This is a genomic window from Xanthomonas sp. BRIP62418 (genome assembly GCF_003993495.1).
Taxonomy (GTDB): domain Bacteria; phylum Pseudomonadota; class Gammaproteobacteria; order Xanthomonadales; family Xanthomonadaceae; genus Xanthomonas; species Xanthomonas euroxanthea.
In genome coordinates this window covers 159,187-180,570 of the sequence record NZ_QEZG01000040.1, presented here as the reverse complement: position 1 = coordinate 180,570, position 21,384 = coordinate 159,187, and the positions used below count along the sequence as shown (strand labels likewise).

The window sequence follows — 21,384 nt, the reverse complement described above, 5'->3', positions numbered from 1 at the left end:
CACCGCATTACGAGGAATGCGTCGATCGCGCCGCCCGGTGCCGCGCCTGCCGTGGCGAGCATTGCCAAAAAGCGACAGGTCGGCAAGCGGCACAGCAGCATGGGAGCCAGCCCTGTCGCAAGCCGCGTCGCTGCGCCCACTGGGAGGAGAGCTGAGCGCAGCCGGCCTGTCAGAACGCGTAACGCACACCCAGCGTGTAGCGCGGCTGCTGGTCGATCAGGCGGATGATCTGCTTGTCCGAGCGCCCATGCCAACGCACGTCTTCGCCGGTCAGGTTGATCGCCTCAAAGCCCACGGAAAGCTGCTTGCTGAAGCTGTAGCTGACGCTGAGATCCCACTGCTGGTAGGCCTCGACGTAGTACGGATTGCGGTTGGCATTGTCCTGGTTGGCGGCGATCAGGTATTCGTCGCGCCAGTTCCAGGCCAGACGCGCGCTCCAGCCGTATTTTTCGTACATCAGCATCACATTGGCGGTGTCGCTCAGGCCGAGCAGCGCGAACTGGTCGCGATCGATCACGGTATTGTCGAAGCCCACATCGCCTTCGACGATGGTGTAGTTGGCATAGATGCCGAAGCCGGTGGTGTCGAAGAAGTACTGCCCGCCCAGTTCCCAGCCGTGGATATTGGCCTTGTTCTGGTTGACCGGGCGCGACACATCGAACTGATACAACGGGTCGGAGGCATTGCCGACGATGTCGTAGGCGTTCTCCAGTGCCAGGCTCTGCGCGGAGCTGCCGTTGTAGGCAGCCAGCCCGCCGGTGGCTGCGGCGTTGCGCAGCAAGGCCATCGCCGCAAACAGCGAGGTGTCGTTGGCCGAGCACGCGGCGGCGACGTCGTTGCCCGACGCCCCCACTTGCGCTGCGCAGGCCCCGCTCTGCAGGAACGCCAGCGCTGACTGTGCATCCGGGCCGGAGGTGGGATCGCTCAGCCCGTACAGGGATTCGCGCGAGACCGTATTGCCGATGAAGTTGCTGACGCGCTTGTTCCAGAACGTGGCCGACACGTAGCTGGCATCGGCGAAGTACCACTCCAGCGCCAGGTCGAGGTTGTCCGATTCCAGCGGATCCAGCTGCGGATTCTGCGCGCTGCCGCCAGCCCGGTTGGAGGGATTGATCAGGATCGAGCCATTGGGCGTATTCGGCGTCGGGCCGGCGATCAGGTTGTTGTAGGGCGCACGCGCGATGGTCTGGCCGAACGAGGCGCGCCCCTTCAGCTGATCGGAGATGTCGATGCTGAAGTCCAGATTGGGCAGGATGTAGTTGTAGCTGGTCTTTTCGCTGAAGGGCTGCTGCTCGGTGGAACGCAACAGCTGGAAGTCGTTGTTGGCCTGCCACAGCAACGCCGTGGGCGTGGCCACCTGCGAGGTGGATTCCACATCGGTACGCTCGTAGCGCAGGCCCAGCCGGGTATTGGTGGTCATGCCGGAGATGTCGCCCTTCAGTTCCAGCTGCACGTAGGCGGCGCGGGTCTTCTCTTCCACCTGGTTATCGGCGCTGTACTGCGGGTTGTAGCGGGTCGTGGCGCCGTACTGGCTGCCACCCCACAGCGCCAGCTGATCGGCATCGCCGCGCCATGCATTGGGCGCAGCGCCGTTGGCGTTGAAGTCCTTGAACATGCCGGTGATGCTCACCGGCCGCAGCAGCGCCTGCATGCCGGGCTCGTTGCCGGCGTTGGCCACGCCCCAGTCGCCCAGCGTGGAGTTGGTGTCGCTGGTAAGCCGGTTCATGGTGGTATTGGCGGTACTCACGCCGAACTGGAAGCGCCCGTCCTCGAAGTCGAAGGTGCCGTCCATGCGGCCTTCCTTGATCTCGGTGACCTGCGATTGATAGAAGATGCGCAGGACCTGCGAGCCGAGTTCGGCGGGGGTGAAGTCCGGGTTGAGCACGCCGTTGGTGCCGGCCAGGGAATCGGCCGCGGTGGGATACCAGGTGCGCGCGCCAATCGGCAGCCCGCCATTGAAGCGCAGCTCCTGCCCCCACTGGCCGCCACAGGACGGGCCGTTGCTGCAGTTGTTGGTGCCGGCGAAACTGAAATACGTGGCGCTGCCGCCGGTGACCGGGTCGTTGGGCAGGCTCTTGGTCTTGGAGTTGTGCGCATCGAAGGACAGCTGGAAGCGGTCGTTCACCTGCCAATCGGCATTGAAGCCGAGCGAGCCGAGCGTGTACTTCTGCTCGTTGCGCTGCTGCTCCATGCCGAAGTCCTTGGCACCGTTGGGCACATCGCGCAGGTACACCGGCGTGGCCACCGCCTGGCCGGTGTCGAAGGTCAGATCGGTGAAGCTGTTGGCGCGCTGCAGCCAGATGCCCTGCTCGCCGCGTTCTTCGCGGATCTCGTTGGACGAATAGGTGTAGTCCAGGGTCAGGGTCAGGCTGTCGCTGGGCGCGAACTGCATCACCGCCTGGCCGTTGGTGCGCTCGCGCTGGAAGTCGGCGAAGGCATAGCGCAGGTCGTTGGGCATGCCGTACAACTGGCCGATCGCCGGGGCGTTGGTCACCACCGCATCCGGACGCAAGGCCGGATCGGTGCCGGTCCAGCGCTGGATGTTCCAGGTGTTTTCGGTGGCCTGCACCGAGCCGCCGTGGCGCTTCTGGTAACTGCCGCTCAAGCCGATACCGAAGGTCTTGTCGGGATTGGTGTAGCTGAAGATGCCGGAGACTTCGGGGGTGAGCGAATCGCCGAACGGCTGCGAACGATCCGACACCATCTTGGCGCCGGCATTGGCCACCACGCCGGAATGGTTGAACGGCTTGTCGGTCTGGATGTTGATGGTGGCGCCGATCCCCCCGCTGGGTGCGGTGGCGCGGCTGGTCTTGTAGACCTCGATCCCGGTGATGGCCTCGGAGGCGAGCTGGGCGAAATTGAACGCACGCGTGCCCACATCCACGCCCCCGATCGGGGTCTGGCCAGGCGCGCCGAATGCATCGGCACCGGGAATCAGGCGGCCGTTGAGGGTGACCGTATTGAACTGCGGGCCAAAGCCGCGTGCGGTGACCTGCGCGCCTTCGCCGTCGCGGCGCTCGATCGAGATGCCGGTGATGCGTTGCAGCGACTCGGCCAGATTGGTGTCGGGAAATTTGCCGATGTCTTCGGCGCTGATTGCATCCACCACGCCGGCAGCGTCGCGCTTGATGCCCATCGACTGGTCCAGGCTGCTGCGGATGCCGGTCACGTTGACCGCATCCAGGGTGGTGGCAGTTTGTGCGCTGGACTGCGGCGGCGACACCTGCTGCGCAGGAGCCTCCTGCGCGAAGGCCGGATTGATCACCAGGATGCCACCGACAAAGGTGAACATGGCCTTCGACTTCACATTGCTCAACGTACGACGCATCGATCTATCCTCGGGTCTGGTCCAACACCCACGGCCGTGGTCGCGGAATGCGACGCGGCGCTTGCCTGGCCACGCACCTTGGACGGCACACGACCTGTCTGCCTGCAGTACTTCATCCGACCCGCCGCCTCGAACGCCGGCAGATCCCCCTTGATGCCAGCCGTGCGTGTGCCACGTTCCTGACGAACGCGGCCTGCGCCTCGACCTGTACAGCACCTGCGACTGCCTTCCCAATCGGAACGCCTGCGCCCCGCGTGCCATCGAGCGCCCCTGCACGCAACCCCGTGCCAGCACGCGATGCAGGACTGATAGCGCTAACACGCGGCGCAGCCTAGTCACGCGTGCCGGGGCTTGTCACCGTGCGTTGCAGCAAACACACAAGGCCACACGCAGGCACGAAACACCGCGCGCGCTTGAGTCCGCAGCCCGGATGCAGACGCAGCGTGGCTGTAAGCGTTACCAGCGGGCGACCGCAAAAATTGCGCCGCAATGGCGTTGCCGCATCTCATTGCCGCGCAGCGCGGACACGGCATGGAACCGTTGCGCAAAGCGTCGCGGTGATCGCAACGCGGCAGCCTTCAGTGGCGATGCGCTCGGCGACGCGTGCACCTGGCAGCTGGCGCCGATGCGCGTGCATCGCGGCGCGTCTGCGCATGACATCGGGCCGCACGCCGCCACGAAAAACGGCGCAATCGCTGCAATCGATTGCGCCGTTGGTGGCGGTGAGACGGTGTGCCGCAAGCCTGCAACAGCTGCGCCATTGCAGCGCCGATGCATGCATCGGCAGCCGCTAGCCGATCGTGTTTACCTGGTTGTCGCCACGCTGGGCATCGGGCAATACATGGTCCGGATCCAGCGTCACATGCAGCACTTTCTGCGTGGTCGGCAGCGTCAGCTTGGGTGCGGTGGTCTGCAGCCAGGTTTCCACCGGCACGCGGCGGTCCAGATGGCTGCCGTCGGCCAGATCCACCCGCACGGTGACCGGCATCACCAGTTTCTGGCTGCTGCGCAGCGTGAGTTGCAGGCCCTTGGCAGGATCGTGATCGATGTAATGGGCCTCGCTGATGCCCATATCCAGCTGCCAGTTGTTGAGATACCAACCGCGCCACCACCAGGCCAGATTTTCGCCACTCTCGCTTTCCATCAGCCGGAAGAAATCCGATGGCGTGGGGTGCTTGTAGGCCCAGGTTGCGATGTATTTGCGAAAGGCCGGATCGAAGCGTTCCGGCCCGAGGATCTGCTCGCGCAACAGCACCAGCCCCAATGCGCCCTTGAAATAGGTCAGTGGATGGCGGTAGGTCTCGCTGGTGGAATCGGCATTGTCCATCAACGTCGGCGCGCGCGTATCGGCCAGCAACGGCAGGATTTCATCGACCGGGTTGCCGCCCTTGGGCGCATATTCCGAGTCGCGCTTGGGTGCGTACTCGCCCTTGTTGAAGGCATCGGACGCATAGACATCGATAAAGGTATTGAAGCCTTCGTCCATGAATGCATGCCGGCGCTCATTGGAGCCGACGATCATCGGGAACCAGGTGTGGCCGATCTCGTGCGCGGTGATCCAGAACAGCTCCTTGCCGCCATCTTCAAAACCGTCGAAGACGATGCCGGGATACTCCATGCCCGCGCCGTAGCCGCCCAGGTTGATCGCGGCCGGCCACGGATACGGGTACCACTGCGAGAAATGTTCGATCGCGCCTTTGACGTATTCGGTGGAGCGGTTCCACTTGTCCGCGCCCACGCCTTCCAGCGGGTACACCGACATCGCCAGCGACTGCTTGCCGCCCGGCAACTTGATGCGTGCGGCATCCCATACAAACGCAGGCGAGGCGGCGAACGCCACATCGCGGGTGTTGTCCATATGGAAGCGCCAGGTGCGCGTGCTGCTCCCCGCCGGCCTGGCAGCGCGCGCGCCCACTTCCTCGGGCGTGCGGATCAGCACCGTGCGATCGCTGCCACGCGCCTGTTGCAGGCGTTGTTGTTCGGTGCGGCTGAGCACCTCGGCCGGATTGGTCAGTGCGCCGGAGCCGGCCACCAGGAAGCCCTCCGGCACGGTCACCGCGTAGTCGAAGTCGCCGTACTCCAGATAGAACTCCGAGCCCAGGTACGGCTGCGTGTCCCAGCCGCGCAGATCGTCGTACACGGCCATGCGCGGATACCACTGCGCAATCTCGTAGATCTCGCCCTGCTTGCTGGCACTGACCGCGGTACGCCCGCCCCAGGTGCCCGGAATCGTGTAGCGGTAGCGGATATGCACGGTCAGCGCCTGGCCCTGCCCCGCCAACGGCTGCGGCAGGTCCACCCGCATGCGGGTGTCGTCGACGACGAAGTGCGCAGGCTGGCGACGCCCGCCGTCGTCGATCTCGACACTGGCGATCTGCATGCCGTCGGTGAACTGGGTCCGGCGCGACGGCCGGCTGGCGGCAGCACGCGCATCGGCGCGGTAGATGTTCTGGTCCAGCTGCAGCCACAGCACGTCCAGCGTGTCCGGGCTGCGGTTGGTGTAGTGGATCGCCGCCTCGCCCGTGAGCGTGTGCGTTGCCGGGTCGATGCTGGCGTCGAGGCTGTAGTCGGCACGGTTCTGCCAGAACAACGGCCCGGGCACGCCGCTGCCGCTGCGGTAGGCGTTGGGTGCGTCGGGCAGTTGCAGCGGTGCGAACAGGGCCAGCGGATCGAACGCGCTCGCCGGCGCGGTGGCGTTGGTTGCAGGCGCGGCCTGCGCGTTGGCGGTGATGCACGCCAGCGACAGCGCAACGGCGAGCGATCGGCGCAAGGTGGGGAACATGCGTAAGGTCCTGCGGCGGAGGGAACCCCCATCCTACGGTCGCCTTCGCCCCTCACGGCACTGCCATTGGTCCCGGTTGCGACCGTAACCCGGGACGGCGACAGGCGCGCCTTGGGCATGCAAGCGGCGCAGCAGCTGCGGCCCGCGCACGGCCTGCAGATACCGATCGCGCCCGCGCTGCCGTCAGGCAGCGCAGCCGGCGTGCTCCTCCTCAGTCGGCAGCAAGCCGCGACAATCGCAAGGCACCATCCCCACCTTCGGCCAGCGTGTCGCCCGGATTGCTCAACCGGCAGCGGCGCAGCGACAGACAGCCGCAGCCGATGCAGTCGGTGAGCTGGTCGCGCAAGGCCTGCAGCTCGGCGATACGCGCATCCAGCTGCCCACGCCAACGCGCCGACATGCGTGCCCATTCCGCACGGGTGGGCGTGCGCTGGTCCGGCAGCACCGAGAACGCGTCCAGCACCTGCTGCAACGGCACGCCGAGCCGTTGCGCGACGCGGATCACGGCGATGCGTCGCAGCACATCGCGCGCATAGCGGCGCTGGTTTCCTGCCGTGCGCAGGCTTTGGATCAGGCCTTTGCGCTCGTAAAAATGCAATGCCGACACCGCCACGCCACTACGCCTGGCCACCTCACCCACCGACAACTCACGCTGCATTGCCTTGACCTCAACCTTGGTTGAGGCAGGATGCTGCGCGGCCACGAGCGGTGCAAGCACCGTGCTCATGGTTCTACACACTGCCGTCCTGGATGTTCGATGACTACCGATACCGCCCTATCCGCCGCCTCGCCTGGCGACACCCGCCCCACCTCCATCCTGGCCGCTCCGTATCGCGCGGCAACGCTGGGCATGGTGGCGCTGGTGTCGCTCAACGCCTTCGAATCGCTGGCGGTGGCCGCCGCCATGCCCACCGTTGCGCGCGCATTGAACGGCCTGCCACTGTACGCGCTGGCATTTGGCGGCACCTTGGCGACCAGTGTGGTCGGCATGACGGCTGCCGGGCGCTGGAGCGACCGTCGCGGCCCGGGTGGCGCGCTGGCTTACGGCCTGCTGTGTTTTGTGATCGGCCTGCTGGTGGCGGGGCTGGCACCGAGCATGCCCGTGCTGATTGCCGGGCGCCTGCTGCAGGGCCTGGGCGCCGGCGCGTATTCGGTGGCGCTGTACGTGATCGTCGGGCGCCTGTATCCGGACGCCTTGCGGCCGCGCGTGTTCTCCGCGTTTTCGGCCGGCTGGGTGGTGCCCTCGTTGATCGGGCCGGGCATCAGCGGGTTGATCGTGCAGCACGTGGGCTGGCGCTGGGTGTTCCTGTCGGTGCCGCTGCTGGCGATCCCGGCCGGGTTGATGCTGTGGCCGGCGATCCGCGGGCGCAGCTGGTCGAGCGACACCACCGGCGCATCGCATTCTGAGTTGCGCTGGGCGATCGGTGCGGCCCTGGGTGTGCTCGGCGTGTATCTGGGCGGGCAGCTGCACGGCCCGGTCGCGTTGCTGGCGATGCTGCCGGCACTGCTGCTCAGCGTGTGCTGCGCCTGGCGGCTGTTGCCGACCGGCACGCTGCGGCTTGCGCGTGGCCTGCCCAGCGTGATCGCGCTGCGCGGTATCGCAGCGGCGGCCTTCTTCGGGTTCGAGGCGTTCCTGCCGTTGCTGCTGTCGCGCGAACGTGGCCTGTCGCCGCTGCTGGCCGGCGTGGCGCTGAGCGTCGGTGCGCTGGGCTGGTTCAGTGGCTCCTGGTACCAGGGCCATAGCCGCGCTGGCTGGTCGCGCCCACGCCTGCTCAAGACCGGTGCGTGCTTCATGTCGCTGGGCATCGTGATCAGCGCAGGTGCGGTGTGGCCGGTCATCCCGGTGCCGGTGGCGATTGCCGGCTGGGCGCTGACCGGCCTGGGCATGGGCCTGCTGTATCCGAGCCTGTCGGTGTTGACGTTGTCGCTGTCGCCGCCGGCGCAGCAAGGCGCCAACAGTTCGGCGCTGCAGTTGAGCGAGGCGATCGCGGTGGCCGGCATGCTGGCGCTGGCCGGCGCGCTGTTTGCCGCGCTGCTGGCCTCCGCAACCTCGGCCGCGTACCTGAGCGTGTTCGCCCTGGCGTGGCTGCTCGCCGTGGCGGGCTTTTTCGTGGCGCGGCGGGTGTGATGGCTGCGCGGTGTGCGCAAGCTGTCGCCGCAGGCGAGCACTGGTCGCAAGCGCAGGCGCATCGCGGTCGGTCGCTGCGTATCGCGCGCCTTGCCTGCACCGCACGTGCGCCCTACACGATTCGCATGCTCAGCACCGCGCGTTGGCAGGGCGCACTGCAGGCCAGCGCATCGCAGCGATCGGGGCGCACGCGACTTTGCCGATCCTGCCGGGATCGCTGCGATAGCGAGGGAACCACCTCGCCCACGAACGACTGGTCATTTTTTCGCCACCCATCTTGACAGCATTGCAGGCCGGGGCCTGCGCCCACTTGTCCACAGCCTTGTGCAACTTCCATCCACAGGGGGTGTGGAAAACCTGCGCTGCCCGGCAGGCCGCGCGGGGCTTGCGTGCCATCGCGGTGTGTGTCAGGCGGTGCGAAGCGGCAGTTGCGCCGTGCAGCGCGACACGGGGCTTCCGACACAGCTATCCCCCGAGACGAACCCTACTCATCACCGGAGGCAAGGCGATCGCGCCACACGGCACCGCCACCTCGCAGTGGCGACGCACACCCTTTGCTGCGTCAGTCCACGATCACGTGCGGTACGAAGCGCGAGGTGTCGCGGGTGATCGGGCCATCGTCGTCGCGCATGCCCAGCCCGGCAGGACGATCGGCCACCATCCAGCTGCCGACCAGGGCGTGCCGGCCATCGAATACCGGCAACGGATGGTGCGCCTGCAGGATCGCCGGCCCGTCCACATACGGGCCGTCTGTGTGCGCCGCCTCGCCCTGTGCGCTGACCAGGGAAATATTGGCACCCTCGCGCGACAGCAGCGGCTTGCGTACCCAGCCTGCCGTCGGTGCCTGGCCGGTTTGCGCAAAGCGCGCCGGCAGCAGATTGGGATGGCCCTGATGCCGCTCCCACAACAGCGGCAGAATGCCCTTGTTGCTCAGCACCGATTTCCATGCCGGCTCGATCAGGCGCACACGGTTGGCAATCAATGCCGGCCCGAAGCGTTCTTCCATCATGAATTCCAGCGGGTAGAGCTTGAACAGCGTGTGGATCACCCGGTCCTGCTCATCGGTGAACCAGCCATCGGCGCTCAGGCCGATGTCCTCGATGGCCACTTCCTCGGTGCTGATGCCCACCTGATGCGCGCAGTCGCGCAGGTAGCGCACCGTGGCGCGGTCTTCCAGCGAGTCGCGCACCGCGGAAAAATGCATCTGCGCGCCGAGCGCGCCATCGGCCGCCAACGCGCCCAGGGTCTCGCACAGCAGGTCCTGGATCAGGTTGTACTGATCGGTGCCCTTGGGCAACGCACCGGCGGCAATCTGCTGTTCCAGCCACAGCCACTGGAAATACGCCGATTCGTACAGCGAGGTCGGCGTGTCGTAATTGAGCTCGTACAACTTGGCCGGGCCGTTGCCGGCATAGGCCAGGTCCATGCGGCCGTACAGATGCGGGTCGCGGTCCTTCCACGAGGTGGCGATCCAGTCCCAGTAGAACGGCGGAATCGCCAGCTGTGTCATCAGCTGTTCCGAGCCCACCACCTCGTCCACCAACTGCATCGCCATATCGTGCAGTTCCTGCGTGGGCGCCTCGATGTCGTCCTCGATCTGCCGCAGCGTAAACGCGTAGTACGCGCTTTCATCCCAGTAGCGCTCGCCGTCGATGGTGTGGAAATGGAAACCGAGCGATTCGGCCTGTTCGCGCCAGTCCGGGCGCTCGGCGATTGCGATCCGTTGCATGTCAGCCGCCGTACCCGGAGCTGCGCCCGCCGCTGCCGAACGAACTGCGCGCGGCCGCACTGGAGCCGAAACCCGAGCGCGACACGGTGATCGCACGCGACGGCATGTCGATGGCGCCGCTGCGCCCGCGCACGGTGCCGACGCGGTTGCTGGCCAGATCGCCATTGGGCTTGTAGTACCCGCCGCTGCGGTAATCGCGGTACAGCGGCATCGCGCCGCCATAGCGGTAACCGCCACCACCGGTCATGTTGCCCAACGCGTAACCCAGCAGGAACCCGCCCATCGGCGGGATCCAGCTCTGCTGGCCCTGCGCCGTCTGCACTGCCGTGCAACTGCCGAACTGCTCGTCGCACTCGTAGCGCGTACTGAAGCGCGGCGCGGCCTGCTGATGCTTGGCCACCGCCTCGTCATAGGCCTTGAGGCATTGCTGGATGTCGGTCTGTTCCTGCTTGATCTGGTAGCAGTCGGAGGCCGACTGCAGTACCACCCCTGTCTCCGGTTCGGAACCGCAGCCGGTGACGAGGGCGGCCGGCAATGCTGCCATCAGGGTGAGCTTGAGATTGCGTGATCGCTTCATGCCTGCGCTCCGTTACGGCGTAATCGCCGCGGCATTGATCAGCCCGACCGCGATCGACACGCCGGCCGAGAAGATACCGGCGGCGGTGACGTTGTCGGTGATCTGCCGCGAGATGCGCCCGGCCACCAGGTTGGCCAGCAGGTACGCCACGATCTGGATGCCGCAGGCAACCGCGCCCCAGATCAGCGCATCGACCAGGCTCACCGAATGGGTGATGGCCGAATGCAGCGGCAATGCCACACCGATCAGGTTGCCGGCCAGGGCGGTGGCCGCCGCCACGTTGCCCTGCCGCAGCAGGGTGAAGTCCTTGTGCGGGGTGACCAGGGTCACCAGCACCACCGCCACGATCAACACGCCCAGGCCGGTGCCGAAGTAGGAAAGAAACGCGAGAAAACTCTGCAGGTTGATCGGGTTCATGACAGGACCAGGGTAAGTGGAGGACGAGCGCGCACGCTCAAGTGATATCCAGATCGGCAACGGTGACATCGATGCCGACCGCATAGGTGACGCAGAATTCATTGGGGCCGGAATCCTCGCCGGTGACCAGCAGGAATTCCTCGCGCTGCAGCTCCGGCACATCGCGGCTGTAGAGCATGGCGTAATGGGTCAGATCGCCATCGCGGCGCGGCGGCTGATAGCGGTACAGCACCTCGTCATAGGCGATCGGCGGAATCCGCGCGGCATCGTCTGTAGACTGCGTGGCGCGTTGCCAGCGCTTGCCGGCGTAGTCGATCTGCGCCGCACCCAGATGCGGATGCTGCATCACGAACTCCTGAAACGCCTGCTTGCTGGGCGGATTGACCGTCTCGCAATACACGAAGGCCTTCATCGCCTCCAGATCGCCGCCCACGGTGGTGACCTGCAGGAACGCGTCATCGTCCAGGTAGAACCGATGCAGGGAATAGCCATCGCCCAGATTGACGTGGCCGTAGCACGGAATGCCTTGATGCCCGCCCGGCAGCTCGGCGGTCATGGCCTCCGGTGCCATGCGGTACAACGTGGTATCGATCTCCAGTTGCCCACCCACGCGCAGCCCCAGCGGCAACGCGTGACCGATGGCGCCGGTGCCGGAGCTGGGCAACGGCGGCGGTTGTGGTTGACCGAACAACTTGCTGAAAAAACTCATCGTCATGCACCTTGTGGCGATGGGGAACGGGACACGGCCGCAGTGCGCAGGGCCTGCCATGCGATGGCAGACACGGGCACGCGCTGCTCGGCCAGGTAATACAGCATGGCACCGGCCGGCACGGCGGTGTGTGCTGGCGGGTTCAAGCGCAGCGCGCCGTCGGGCGCGCGCAGGCCCAGCAGCAGGGCGCCACGCTGGCTGAAATCGGCGGCCAGCACGCGGTACTCCAGCGGATCGACATCCGCAGGAACCGCCAGGCTGAACTGGGTCGGACCATCGTCCACCGACAGCAGCTCGGCGGTGATCGCCGCGCTGCCCGGGTCCTGCGCAGCGCGCGCCAGGATCTCGGCAGTCATCGGCCGTGTGCATTCGATCGCCGGATAGTGGCAACCGACCAGCCGCGCCGCGCTGGCCGAAGCGAAGTGCGCCACGATGTGCGCACGCGGCGCATGCGCCATCAGCGCGAACACCGCCGCCAGGGTCTGGTCGTCCGAGGGCGGGTTGACGATCACCCGCGCCGCACCCGCGATGCCCGCACGCAGGTAGACCTCGGTGTGCGTGTACGACTCGGCGGCGATGAAGCGCATGTGGTCGGGCATCGGATTCTCGGCCACGCCCTCGGCGATCAGTACCACGCCTTCGTCGTCGGTGGCGGTGTCGGACAGCAACAGCTCCAGCAAGCGTGTGGACGCGGCGCCCTGCCAGCCGATCAGGATGGTGTGCCCGCGCAGATCGGCGTAAGCCATCTTGCCCATGTGGTGGCGCCTCCAGAAGGTGATGAGCACGCCGCTGGTCTTGGCCAGCACCGTGGCGAACAATGCCACTGCGCCCGGCATCAACACGAATGCGGCAATGTAGCGCCCGGCCACCGAGCCCGGCGACAGGTCGCCATAGCCGATGGTGGTGGCCGTGGTCATGTAGTAATACGGGAATGCGTCCAGGCCGACGAGCGTGTGCTCGCCGGCCAGCAGCAGCAATACCCAGCTCAGCCCCATGTGCGCCAGCAATGCCAGCGCCACCATGCCCCAGCTGACGCGGCGCACGTGGCGCCGCACCACCCGCAACAGCTTTCCGACGATGATCATGGCGCGTCCTGTGCCGTGCGGCCGGTCAGCTGTCGCTGCGCGGAACCTGCTGCACGTCGCGCACCTGGCCGATCAGCGGCGCGCTGCCGCCGGCGCTGTCGTGGCCGAGCTGGGCCGGCTTCTTGAAGCGTGCCAGCACCGCGGCGGCGTTGGATTCGCCCTCCATCAGGCCGGCCGCGGCCAGGCGCCGGTTCAGATCGCCATCGCCGCTGGATGCTTCCAGCTCTTCGGCCGATTCGATGCGTGCGGAGGTTTCGGCCTGACGCGCCTTGATCCGCTCCAGCGATTCCAGCGCCGAGCCCATCTTGCTGCTGGCGCCGGAATGGCGCGCGGCAATCGCCGCCTGCGCCTTCTGCACTGCGTCGGTGGCCTTGACCGTGTCGATCTGCTGGCGCATACCGCGCAGCTGGTTTTCGGTCTTCTGGATGGTGGCCTTGAGCGTCACCACCGACTGGTCCAGCGATGTCTTGGAGGCCTTGTCGCCGGCATCCTCGCTTTCCAGCGCGGCCAGTTTGGTCGCCACATCATGGGCCAGCGATTCGTCGCCCTTGGCCAGCGCACCTTCGATATAGCGCGTGTATTCGGCCATCTTGCCGGCGCGCGCGTCGATCTTCTGCTGGGCGAGTTTGCTCTGCGCCATCAGCTTGGTTAGCTCTTCGCGCGAACGCGTGAGCTGGGCGCCGGCATCGCGCATTTCCTGGTCCAGGATGCGCAGCGCGTTGGCGTCGACCGCCTTCTGGCCGGTTTCGTGTGCAGTGCCACGCAGCAGCGTGATCAGCTTTGAAAAGATACTCATGACAACACGCCTTTAGGAAAAGAACGGCTTGAGAGATTCGGCGGCATCCAGCGTATTGGCCGCCAGGGTCTGGATTTCCTCGTCGATCTGGTCCAGCGTGGACGACGCCGACAGTTCGCCGAAGACCACGTAGCTATCCTTGCCGTCGACCTGCACCAGGCCCAGGTTGGACAAGGGATTGAGCGGGTTGAGCCGCAGGCAGGCGTCGTTGAACGCCGCGCGGTCGCTGACCTGGTCGGCGTTGGCCAGCAATGTGGAAACGAACACCTGCGAGCCGGAGGCGGCGACCTGGATCTGCATGTCGCCATGGTCGGCCAGGGTGAGGTTGATGGCCGGTTCCAGCCCATCGATCAGCTCGACCTCGATCGGCTGGTCGCGGTAGCGCTCGGCCAGCAGGCCGTGCAATTCGACAGTGGTGTACTGCGTCATACGATGTCCTGTCCTTTGGTCATGCGGCGGTGGTGAAGCAACTGCGGTGATGGAGCTGCGGTGATACAGCAACATGCGTGCAATGGGCGGACATACTACAGACTGTCCGCGACCGGCAGAAAGGGCCGGAAGTCAGCCGGTCAGGCCAGCTGCAGGCGGTAGTAGACCACCCGTTCAGTTGGCTCGAAGCCGCACGCCGCATGCGCCGCCTGGGCGCCGCCGTCGTCCAGCTGCGCATCGGAGCCCAGCTCCGTGCAACCCCGATCCCGCGTCCACGCGACCGCCGCCGCCACCAGCGCGCGACCGAGCCCGCGACCGCGCCAGGCCGGAGCCACATACCAGCCTTCCAGAAAGCCCACCGGCGTGCTTTCGGTGCCATTGACGTAGTCGTGGCGCACCGACACCTCGGCAAACCCGAGCGCCGCATCTGCCTCGTCCACCACCAGCAGATGGCTGGCGTCTGCACGCGCCAGCGCGGCCTGCAGTTCGGTGACGCCATCGTCGGCAACGCTGTCCTCGGCATCCGGCCACAAGGCCAGGCGCAAGGCCAGCAAGGCCTGCGCATCGGCGCCCACCGCCGCGCGCACCCGCCAGCCGGCCGGCGTGCTCACGGATACAGCATCCGCTTGCTCCAGTGGCTGGCCGCATCGGCCTCGTAACGCCAGCGCTCGTGCAGGCGGAACCTGGCGCCGTACCAGAACTCGAACGCCTGCGGCACCACCCGGAACCCGCCCCAGCCATCCGGGCGCGGCACCTCGCGGCCTTCGAAGGTGGCTTCGACCTTGGCGATGGCCGCGTCGAACTCCTCGCGCGAGCCCAACGTCTGCGACTGCAGCGAGGCCCAGGCACCGATCTGGCTCATGCGCGGGCGCGAGGCGAAGTAGGCATCGGCCTCCTCTGCACCGACCAGCTGCACGCCGCCTTCGATGCGCACCTGGATGCCGGCCTCGCGCAGGCTGCGCCACAGGAACAGCAGCGCGGCCTGCGGATGGGTCTGCAGGTCGCGGCCCTTGGCGCTGTCCAGATGGGTGTAGAACACGAACCCGCGCGCATCGAAGGCCTTGAGCAGGACGGTGCGTGCGCTCGGCCGGCCGTCGACGCTGGCGGTGGCCACGGTCATTGCGCTGGCTTCGAGCTCGGCGCCGGCGTGCGCCTCGGCGTACAGCGCGGTAAAGGTGGCAAGGGCTTCTGCATACAGATCGGTCATGACGGTGCAAGGGCAGCAAGATTGGCGCCTATTGTGGGCGCATCGCGCCTGCTTCGCCTATGCGCGGCAGCCGACAGCGGCTTGCCCGCCGCCAGGGCTGCGGCCGACCCCGGCAAGGCACGTCGGGGGCGTGTTTCCCGGCGTCTTCGCGCCACTGACGCCTGGCCGCCAGGCGCTCGCCACGCGGAGCGCGCCGCCGATCCATCGCCAGCCATGGCTGCGGTCGATCTCCCCCCAGCGGGGTGTCGAAGCTGCGGCGCGCAGCCGACGCGCGCCCGCGGAAATGGTTTCAGTCCATGCCGACCGGCCCGATGCACGGGCCTGAATGCTACGATCCCTGCGCATGAACCCCGCTCCCAATCTCGTGATGGTCGGCCCGATGGGCGCCGGAAAAAGCTGCATCGGCCGCCGCCTAGCCGAGCGCTTCGGGCTGGAGTTCGTCGATGTGGATCAGGCCATCGTCGAGCAGGTCGGCAGCAGCATCCCGGCCATTTTCGAACAGCACGGCGAAGCGCGATTCCGGCAGCACGAGGTCCAGACCCTGCAGACGCTGCTGGAGCAGGACAACAAGCTGATTTCCACAGGCGGTGGCGCGGTACTGGACCCGCTCAACCGCCAGCGCATCCGCGCGCGTGGGTTCGTGGTGTACCTGCACGTCAGCGTGCCGGCACAGCTCACCCGGCTGGCACGCGACCGCAACCGGCCGCTGTTGCAACGCGCCGACCGCGAGCAGGTGCTGCACGCGATGGCCGCGCAGCGCACCCCGCTGTACCAGGAGGTCGCCGACCTCAGCCTGGAAACCGATCACTTCTCCCCCGCCGAGGCCACCGCGCAGCTGGTGCTGCGCCTGGCCGCGCAATGGCGCATGTCGAGTACCCCCGCATGACACTCCCCCGTTCTTCGCGCAGCGTCGATGTCGACGGCGCGCAGCCGTACACCATCACCATCGCGCCCGGCCTGCTGGCCGACGGCACACGCCTGGCCAGCCATGTGCGCGGCCGCCACGTGCTGCTGCTCAGCGACTCGCAGGTGGCCCCGCATTACGCCGCCGGGGTGCGCAAGGCCCTGTTGCAGGCGCGCCCGGACCTGCAGCTGGGCGAGCTGGTGATCGCTGCCGGCGAAGCCTCCAAGACACTGGACAATTTCGGTGCCGCGATTGCGGCGTTGGCCGAACTGGGCGCCACCCGCGACGCCTGCGTGTTCGCGCTGGGCGGCGGCGTGGTCGGCGACCTGGCCGGGTTCGCGGCGGCCTGCTGGATGCGCGGGGTGGACTGCGTGCAACTGCCCACCAGCCTGCTGGCAATGGTGGATTCCTCGGTCGGCGGCAAGACCGCGGTGGACATCCCGCAGGGCAAGAACCTGGTCGGCGCGTTCCATCCGCCGCGCGCGGTGATCGCCGATACCGACACCTTGCACACCCTGCCCGCGCGCGAGCTGCGCGCCGGGCTGGCCGAGGTGATCAAGTACGGCGCCATCCGCGACCCGCTGTTCTTCCAGTGGCTGCATGCCGAACGCCGGGCGCTGCTGGAGGGCGATGCCGACGCCCTCGCACAGGCGATCGCACGCAGTTGCGAGCACAAGGCCGACATCGTGGCGCGCGATCCGCTGGAAAAGGGCGAGCGTGCGCTGCTCAACCTGGGCCACACCTTCGGCCATGCGATCGAGACCGAACAGGGCTACGGCGCGCCCGGCAACGACAACCTCAACCATGGCGAAGCGGTCGCGGTGGGCATGGTGCTGGCCGCGCGGCTGTCGGCTGCGCTGGGTATGAGCGATGCACAGGACACCGAGGCGCTGCGCGCGCTGCTGCGCGACTTCGACCTGCCCACCGACATTCCGGCCGGCCTGTCGCCACAGGCCCTGCTGGGGCGCATGCGGCTGGACAAGAAGAACATCGCCGGCCGCCTGCGGCTGGTGTTGTGGCGCGGCATCGGCAAGGCCGAGGTGGTGCCCGACGTCGACGAGGCAGCAGTGCTGGACATCCTCGCGGGCTGAGGCCGGCCGGCACGCACGGAACGCTGGATGGCCGCGCCCCGCTGCCGTCGACCGCCCCACCTTCAGCTCTTCGTAGGAGCGCCCCCGGGCGCGATGGGGCCTTCCCGATAAATCCCCATCGCGCCCAGGTGCGCTCCTACGCAGTGCCTGCCTGCCGATCGCCTGCGCAGATGAGGCGGAACGTCGCCCACGCAGGAGCCTGGTGGCACGCGCGGCCCTTGCCGGCGGGTGAGGCCGGCCAGACACGGAATGCTGGACAGCCGCACCCAGCTGCCGTCGGTCGCACGACCTTACGCTCTTCGTAGGAGCGCCCCCGGGCGCGACAGGGCCTTCCCGATAAATCCCCATCGCGCCCAGGTGCGCTCCTACGCAGTGCCTGCCTGCCGATCGCCTGCGCAGATGAGGCGGAACGTCGCCCACGCAGGAGTCTGGTGGCACACGCGGCCCTTGCCGGCGGGTGAGGCCGGCCGGCCAGACACGGAATGCTGGACAGCCGCACCCAGCTGCCGTCGGTCGCACGACCTTACGCTCTTCGTAGGAGCGCCCCCGGGCGCGACAGGGCCTTCCCGATAAATCCCCATCGCGCCCAGGGGCGCTCCTACGCAGTGCCTGCCGATCGCCTGCACGGACCAAGCAGAGCGCCCATCCGCCACCGCGCCGCCCGCCTTTCACCAGCGCGGCGGAGAGCCGCCACTCGACGCGCCGGCCGGCGGACATCCACCGCGCCGATTGCCACCGCTGCCCGCTGGACCTTCGCACCTGGAGCAACCCGGCGCGTCCACTGCCTCCCAGCCTTCAGCACCGCCCGGCTACAATCGGCGCCATGCGCATCCACTTGCAACACGATCCTGGCGGCAACGCGCCGCTTCGCTACGTCCAGCTGACCCTGCAACCGGATCTGTTCGGCGGCTGGGAGCTGCTGCGCGAGAGCGGCGAGATCGGTGGACGCTCGCAGTTGCGACGCGACCAATACCTGCTGCAGGACGAAGCGGACCGGGCCTTCGACAAGGCGCGCGACACCCACCTCAAACGCGGCTTCCAACTCATCACCGGCGGCGCCGACGCGCCGCTTTGAGGACACCTCTCCCCATGCTCAAGAACGATCGCCTGCTGCGCGCCCTCAACCGCCAGCCCGTGGACCGCACCCCCGTTTGGCTGATGCGCCAGGCCGGCCGCTACCTGCCGGAATACCGCGCCACCCGCGCGCGCGCCGGCAGTTTCCTGGGCATGGCCAAGAACCCCGAGATCGCCTGCGAAGTGACGCTGCAACCGCTGCAACGCTTCCCGCTGGACGCGGCGATCCTGTTCTCCGACATCCTGACCATTCCCGATGCAATGGGCCTGGAGCTGTACTTCGTCGAAGGCGAAGGCCCCAAGTTCCGCCACCCGGTGCGCGATGCGGCCGCGATCCATCGGCTGGGCGTACCGGACATGGAAACCGAGCTGCGTTACGTGATGGATGCGGTGCGCCTGATCCGCCGTGAGCTCGATGGCGCGGTGCCGCTGATCGGCTTCTCCGGCAGCCCGTGGACGCTGGCCTGCTACATGATCGAAGGCGGCGGCAGCAAGGAATACGCGCGCATCAAGGCCATGGCCTTCAATGCGCCGGAGGTGCTGCATCACCTGCTCGGTACCGTCACCGATGCGGTGATCGCCTACCTGTCGGCGCAACGCGCGGCCGGCGCGCAGGCACTGCAGGTATTCGACACCTGGGGCGGCGTGCTGTCGCCGGCGATGTACCGCGAGTTTTCGCTGCCCTACCTCACCCGCATCGCGCGCGAGCTGGAACGCGGCGACGGTGCCGAGCGCACCCCGCTGGTGTTGTTCGGCAAGGGCAATGGTGCCTACGTCAGCGAGCTGGCGGCCAGCGGCGCCGAAGCGGTAGGCGTGGACTGGACCATCGCACTGGCCGACGCCGCCCAGCGCGCCGGTGGCCGCGTCGCGCTGCAGGGCAACCTGGACCCGGCCACCCTGTACGGCTCGCCCGAGGCGATCCGCGCCGAAGTCGGCAAGACCCTGGACAGCTATGCCCAGGGCAACGGCGGCTCGCGCGAAGGCCATGTCTTCAACCTCGGCCACGGCATGTCGCCAGACATGAATCCCGAACATGTGGGCGTGCTGGTGGACGCGGTGCAGACGCTGAGCAAGCGGTAATCCAAGGCACGGGTCGACAGCGCACCGGTGTGCTGTCGACCGCCGCTCAGCGCGCGCACCCGAGCAGCGCGCGCTGAGCGTGATGACGGGCGGTGGCTGCATCGGCAATAGATCGGCAGCACCGCCGATACTTATGGGATGCTGCCAGGCCGCCCCAGGCATGCGGCACAGTGACGAAGGCAGTCTTCAGCGATAGCAAGGCCAGCCTCCATGCCGTCACCTGCATCAAGCCTGCATCCACTCCAAACACGGCCCTCCCGCCTCGTTCCGTTGAACGTGATCTCGCCACTCCAGTGATGTGCGGCAGTGAGCGCCCTGCCGACGTCACTGCGACGTGATGCGCGCCGAGCTCAACCGCAACGCGGTCAATCATCCACGCGCGTGGGCTCCGGTTTCGCAAGGCACCGACAGCGTACCGGCTGCCCATTAACTTGCCGCAGAGAGTCGCCAAGCGGACGCGAGCTTTGCTGCCTTTGCGTCAGGAGCAGCCTGTGCTCGCCTGTTCTGCATGGTCCTTCTGTAACTGCCTTTGCGATTCACCACGACATTCCCCGCACGCCGTTCCAAAACGCGTCTTTACATCGCATGCCGCTCTAAAGCGGATCGGGCTTCACGTCGATAAGCCCGGCATTGCCGTCGTTTAAACCAATTTTCCCGGACCAAGGAGATTTACTGTTTCTCCACGGTGATGCGGTGCCACTGCAACACATCTCCGGACAGGCAGGCCGCCTGCCGAACCTCGACATCGTCACGTTTATTCAAGCGCTTCACTCATTCGAGAAACAGGGAGAAAAGCATGGCATTTCCAACCGCCGTCAACGACCAGATCACCGACTCCGTCACCCAAGCCAACACCAAGGTACTGGGCGACGCCCCGGCCATCGCCATGGGCAATCTGTACCAGGCCACCGCGCAGGCGCTGGCCAATGCCGCCCACAACGCGACCAACGCACAGCAGCAGAGTTATGTCACTGCGCAGTCGGCCACCACCATGGGCGTGGCCACGCTCTACTCCATCGACACCGCCACCACCGGCGTAGCCACCAAGCAGATTCTAAGCACCGGCGTGCCCGGACTCGTGTCGCGCTAACTCACATCTTTAGGAGAAGAAAATGGCATTTCCGACCGCCGTCAATAACCAGATCACCGATTCCGTTACCCAGGTCAATACCAAGGTGCTGGGCGACGCTCCCGCCATCGCCATGGGCAACCTGTATCAGGCCACCGCGCAGGCGCTGGCCAATGCCGCCCACAACGCGACCAACGCGCAGCAGCAGAGCTACGTCACTGCGCAATCGGCCACCACCATGGGCGTGGCCACCCTGTACTCGATCGACACCGCCAGTACCGGCGTGGTCACCAAGCAGATCCTGGGCGTCTGACGGCCCGGCTAACGCCAAGGACATTCGCCAATGGCATTTCCCACCGCCGTCAACGACCAGATCACCGACTCGGTCACCCAGGCCAACCTGCAGGTACTGGGAAGCTCCCCTGCCGCAGCCATGGGCAATCTGTACCAGGCCACCGCGCAGGCGCTGGCGAACGCGGCACACAACGCAACACTCGCGCAACAACAGATGTATGTCACCGCACAGGCAGCAACCACCATGGGCGTTTCGCTGCTGTATTCGCTCGATACCGGCGCCACGGGTGCCGCCACCAAGAAGATGTTCGGCTAACCGCTAACGCCGCAGCGTCTTCGTTCTTTTCCTACCTCAAGGAGCTATCACCATGGCCTTTCCGACCGCCGTCAACAGCCAGATCACCGATTCCGTTTCCCAGGTCAACACCAAGGTCCTCGGCGATGCGCCGGCGATTGCAATGGGCAACCTGTTCGTTGCCACCAGCCAGGCGCTGTCCAACGCCGCCCACAACGCCACCAACAATCAGCAGCAGTCCTACGTGACGATGCAGGCGTCGACGACTCAGGGCGTGTCCACGCTGTATTCGATCGATACCGCGTCCGATGGTGTCGCCACCCGGGAAATCCTCAGCGCCGGGTTGACTTAATCGGCCACCAGGCGTCGCTGCTGCCGCACGAGCGGCGC

21 protein-coding genes are annotated in these 21,384 nt (G+C 66.8%); 9 read left to right on the top strand and 12 right to left on the bottom strand.

Annotated elements, in window-relative coordinates; all coding sequences use genetic code 11:
* Window positions 1-169 precede the first annotated feature (169 nt).
* The 3 genes from EO174_RS13725 to soxR form a co-directional block, all read right to left on the bottom strand.
* On the bottom strand, window positions 170-3,328 hold the full coding sequence (locus EO174_RS13725) for a TonB-dependent receptor (RefSeq protein ID WP_164739155.1): 3,159 nt from the start codon (window positions 3,326-3,328) through the stop codon (window positions 170-172).
* Between the two features lie 790 nt (window positions 3,329-4,118).
* Complete coding sequence (locus EO174_RS13720; protein ID WP_164740203.1) at window positions 4,119-6,110, bottom strand: M1 family metallopeptidase; 1,992 nt, start codon at window positions 6,108-6,110, stop codon at window positions 4,119-4,121.
* A 211-nt stretch (window positions 6,111-6,321) separates the two neighbouring features.
* Window positions 6,322-6,768, bottom strand: coding sequence for a redox-sensitive transcriptional activator SoxR (gene soxR / locus EO174_RS13710; RefSeq protein ID WP_104583137.1), 447 nt, complete (start codon window positions 6,766-6,768; stop codon window positions 6,322-6,324).
* 99 nt (window positions 6,769-6,867) lie between these two features.
* Between soxR and EO174_RS13705 the strand changes: the two genes are divergently transcribed.
* Window positions 6,868-8,238, top strand: coding sequence for an MFS transporter (locus EO174_RS13705; RefSeq protein ID WP_126945044.1), 1,371 nt, complete (start codon window positions 6,868-6,870; stop codon window positions 8,236-8,238).
* A gap of 562 nt (window positions 8,239-8,800) precedes the next feature.
* Here the strand turns inward: EO174_RS13705 and EO174_RS13695 are convergent.
* From EO174_RS13695 to pdxH, 9 genes are all read right to left on the bottom strand, one after another.
* Complete coding sequence (locus EO174_RS13695) at window positions 8,801-9,967, bottom strand: glutathionylspermidine synthase family protein (protein WP_126945038.1); 1,167 nt, start codon at window positions 9,965-9,967, stop codon at window positions 8,801-8,803.
* 1 nt (window position 9,968) lies between these two features.
* Window positions 9,969-10,544 carry a DUF1190 domain-containing protein gene (locus tag EO174_RS13690; protein ID WP_104583026.1) on the bottom strand — a complete coding sequence of 192 codons (576 nt, stop codon included), beginning with the start codon at window positions 10,542-10,544 and terminating at the stop codon, window positions 9,969-9,971.
* A gap of 12 nt (window positions 10,545-10,556) precedes the next feature.
* The gene (locus EO174_RS13685) at window positions 10,557-10,961 is read right to left on the bottom strand and encodes a DUF350 domain-containing protein (RefSeq protein ID WP_047126964.1); all 405 of its coding nucleotides are present in this window, start codon (window positions 10,959-10,961) and stop codon (window positions 10,557-10,559) included.
* A gap of 37 nt (window positions 10,962-10,998) precedes the next feature.
* On the bottom strand, window positions 10,999-11,676 hold the full coding sequence (locus EO174_RS13680; RefSeq protein ID WP_164739157.1) for a YjfK family protein: 678 nt from the start codon (window positions 11,674-11,676) through the stop codon (window positions 10,999-11,001).
* Window positions 11,673-12,755, bottom strand: a complete 1,083-nt coding sequence (locus EO174_RS13675; RefSeq protein WP_119131172.1) for an ion channel — start codon at window positions 12,753-12,755, stop codon at window positions 11,673-11,675. Before EO174_RS13675 ends, EO174_RS13680 begins: the two co-directional genes overlap by 4 nt.
* A 25-nt stretch (window positions 12,756-12,780) precedes the next feature.
* Window positions 12,781-13,551, bottom strand: coding sequence for a PspA/IM30 family protein (locus tag EO174_RS13670; RefSeq protein WP_104583023.1), 771 nt, complete (start codon window positions 13,549-13,551; stop codon window positions 12,781-12,783).
* Window positions 13,552-13,563: 12 nt separating this feature from the next.
* Window positions 13,564-13,980, bottom strand: a complete 417-nt coding sequence (locus EO174_RS13665) for a YjfI family protein (RefSeq protein WP_005995044.1) — start codon at window positions 13,978-13,980, stop codon at window positions 13,564-13,566.
* A 140-nt stretch (window positions 13,981-14,120) separates the two neighbouring features.
* Window positions 14,121-14,591, bottom strand: coding sequence for an aminoglycoside 6'-N-acetyltransferase (aac(6'), locus tag EO174_RS13660; RefSeq protein ID WP_126945036.1), 471 nt, complete (start codon window positions 14,589-14,591; stop codon window positions 14,121-14,123).
* Window positions 14,588-15,187, bottom strand: coding sequence for a pyridoxamine 5'-phosphate oxidase (gene pdxH / locus EO174_RS13655; protein ID WP_104583021.1), 600 nt, complete (start codon window positions 15,185-15,187; stop codon window positions 14,588-14,590). Before pdxH ends, aac(6') begins: the two co-directional genes overlap by 4 nt.
* Before the next feature lie 343 nt (window positions 15,188-15,530).
* Here pdxH and EO174_RS13650 point away from each other — a divergent pair, with 343 nt between their 5' ends.
* The 8 genes from EO174_RS13650 (at window position 15,531) to EO174_RS13615 (ending at window position 21,346) form a co-directional block, all read left to right on the top strand.
* Window positions 15,531-16,073, top strand: a complete 543-nt coding sequence (locus tag EO174_RS13650; protein ID WP_047129095.1) for a shikimate kinase — start codon at window positions 15,531-15,533, stop codon at window positions 16,071-16,073.
* The gene (aroB, locus tag EO174_RS13645) at window positions 16,070-17,182 is read left to right on the top strand and encodes a 3-dehydroquinate synthase (RefSeq protein WP_126945033.1); all 1,113 of its coding nucleotides are present in this window, start codon (window positions 16,070-16,072) and stop codon (window positions 17,180-17,182) included. The genes EO174_RS13650 and aroB overlap by 4 nt, the downstream gene beginning before the upstream one ends.
* Before the next feature lie 823 nt (window positions 17,183-18,005).
* A complete protein-coding gene (locus EO174_RS13640; RefSeq protein WP_104533988.1) occupies window positions 18,006-18,257 on the top strand; it encodes a WGR domain-containing protein in 252 nt (83 codons plus the stop codon).
* 14 nt (window positions 18,258-18,271) lie between these two features.
* The gene (gene hemE / locus EO174_RS13635) at window positions 18,272-19,336 is read left to right on the top strand and encodes a uroporphyrinogen decarboxylase (RefSeq protein WP_104569691.1); all 1,065 of its coding nucleotides are present in this window, start codon (window positions 18,272-18,274) and stop codon (window positions 19,334-19,336) included.
* A gap of 796 nt (window positions 19,337-20,132) precedes the next feature.
* Window positions 20,133-20,426: a RebB family R body protein gene (locus EO174_RS13630; RefSeq protein ID WP_011051975.1), complete on the top strand. Its 294-nt coding sequence runs from the start codon at window positions 20,133-20,135 to the stop codon at window positions 20,424-20,426.
* Window positions 20,427-20,448: 22 nt separating this feature from the next.
* Window positions 20,449-20,718, top strand: a complete 270-nt coding sequence (locus tag EO174_RS13625) for a RebB family R body protein (protein ID WP_011051976.1) — start codon at window positions 20,449-20,451, stop codon at window positions 20,716-20,718.
* A 30-nt stretch (window positions 20,719-20,748) separates the two neighbouring features.
* The gene (locus tag EO174_RS13620) at window positions 20,749-21,015 is read left to right on the top strand and encodes a RebB family R body protein (RefSeq protein WP_011051977.1); all 267 of its coding nucleotides are present in this window, start codon (window positions 20,749-20,751) and stop codon (window positions 21,013-21,015) included.
* Between the two features lie 52 nt (window positions 21,016-21,067).
* Window positions 21,068-21,346 carry a RebB family R body protein gene (locus EO174_RS13615; protein ID WP_011051978.1) on the top strand — a complete coding sequence of 93 codons (279 nt, stop codon included), beginning with the start codon at window positions 21,068-21,070 and terminating at the stop codon, window positions 21,344-21,346.
* The last annotated feature ends 38 nt before the right edge of the window (window positions 21,347-21,384 follow it).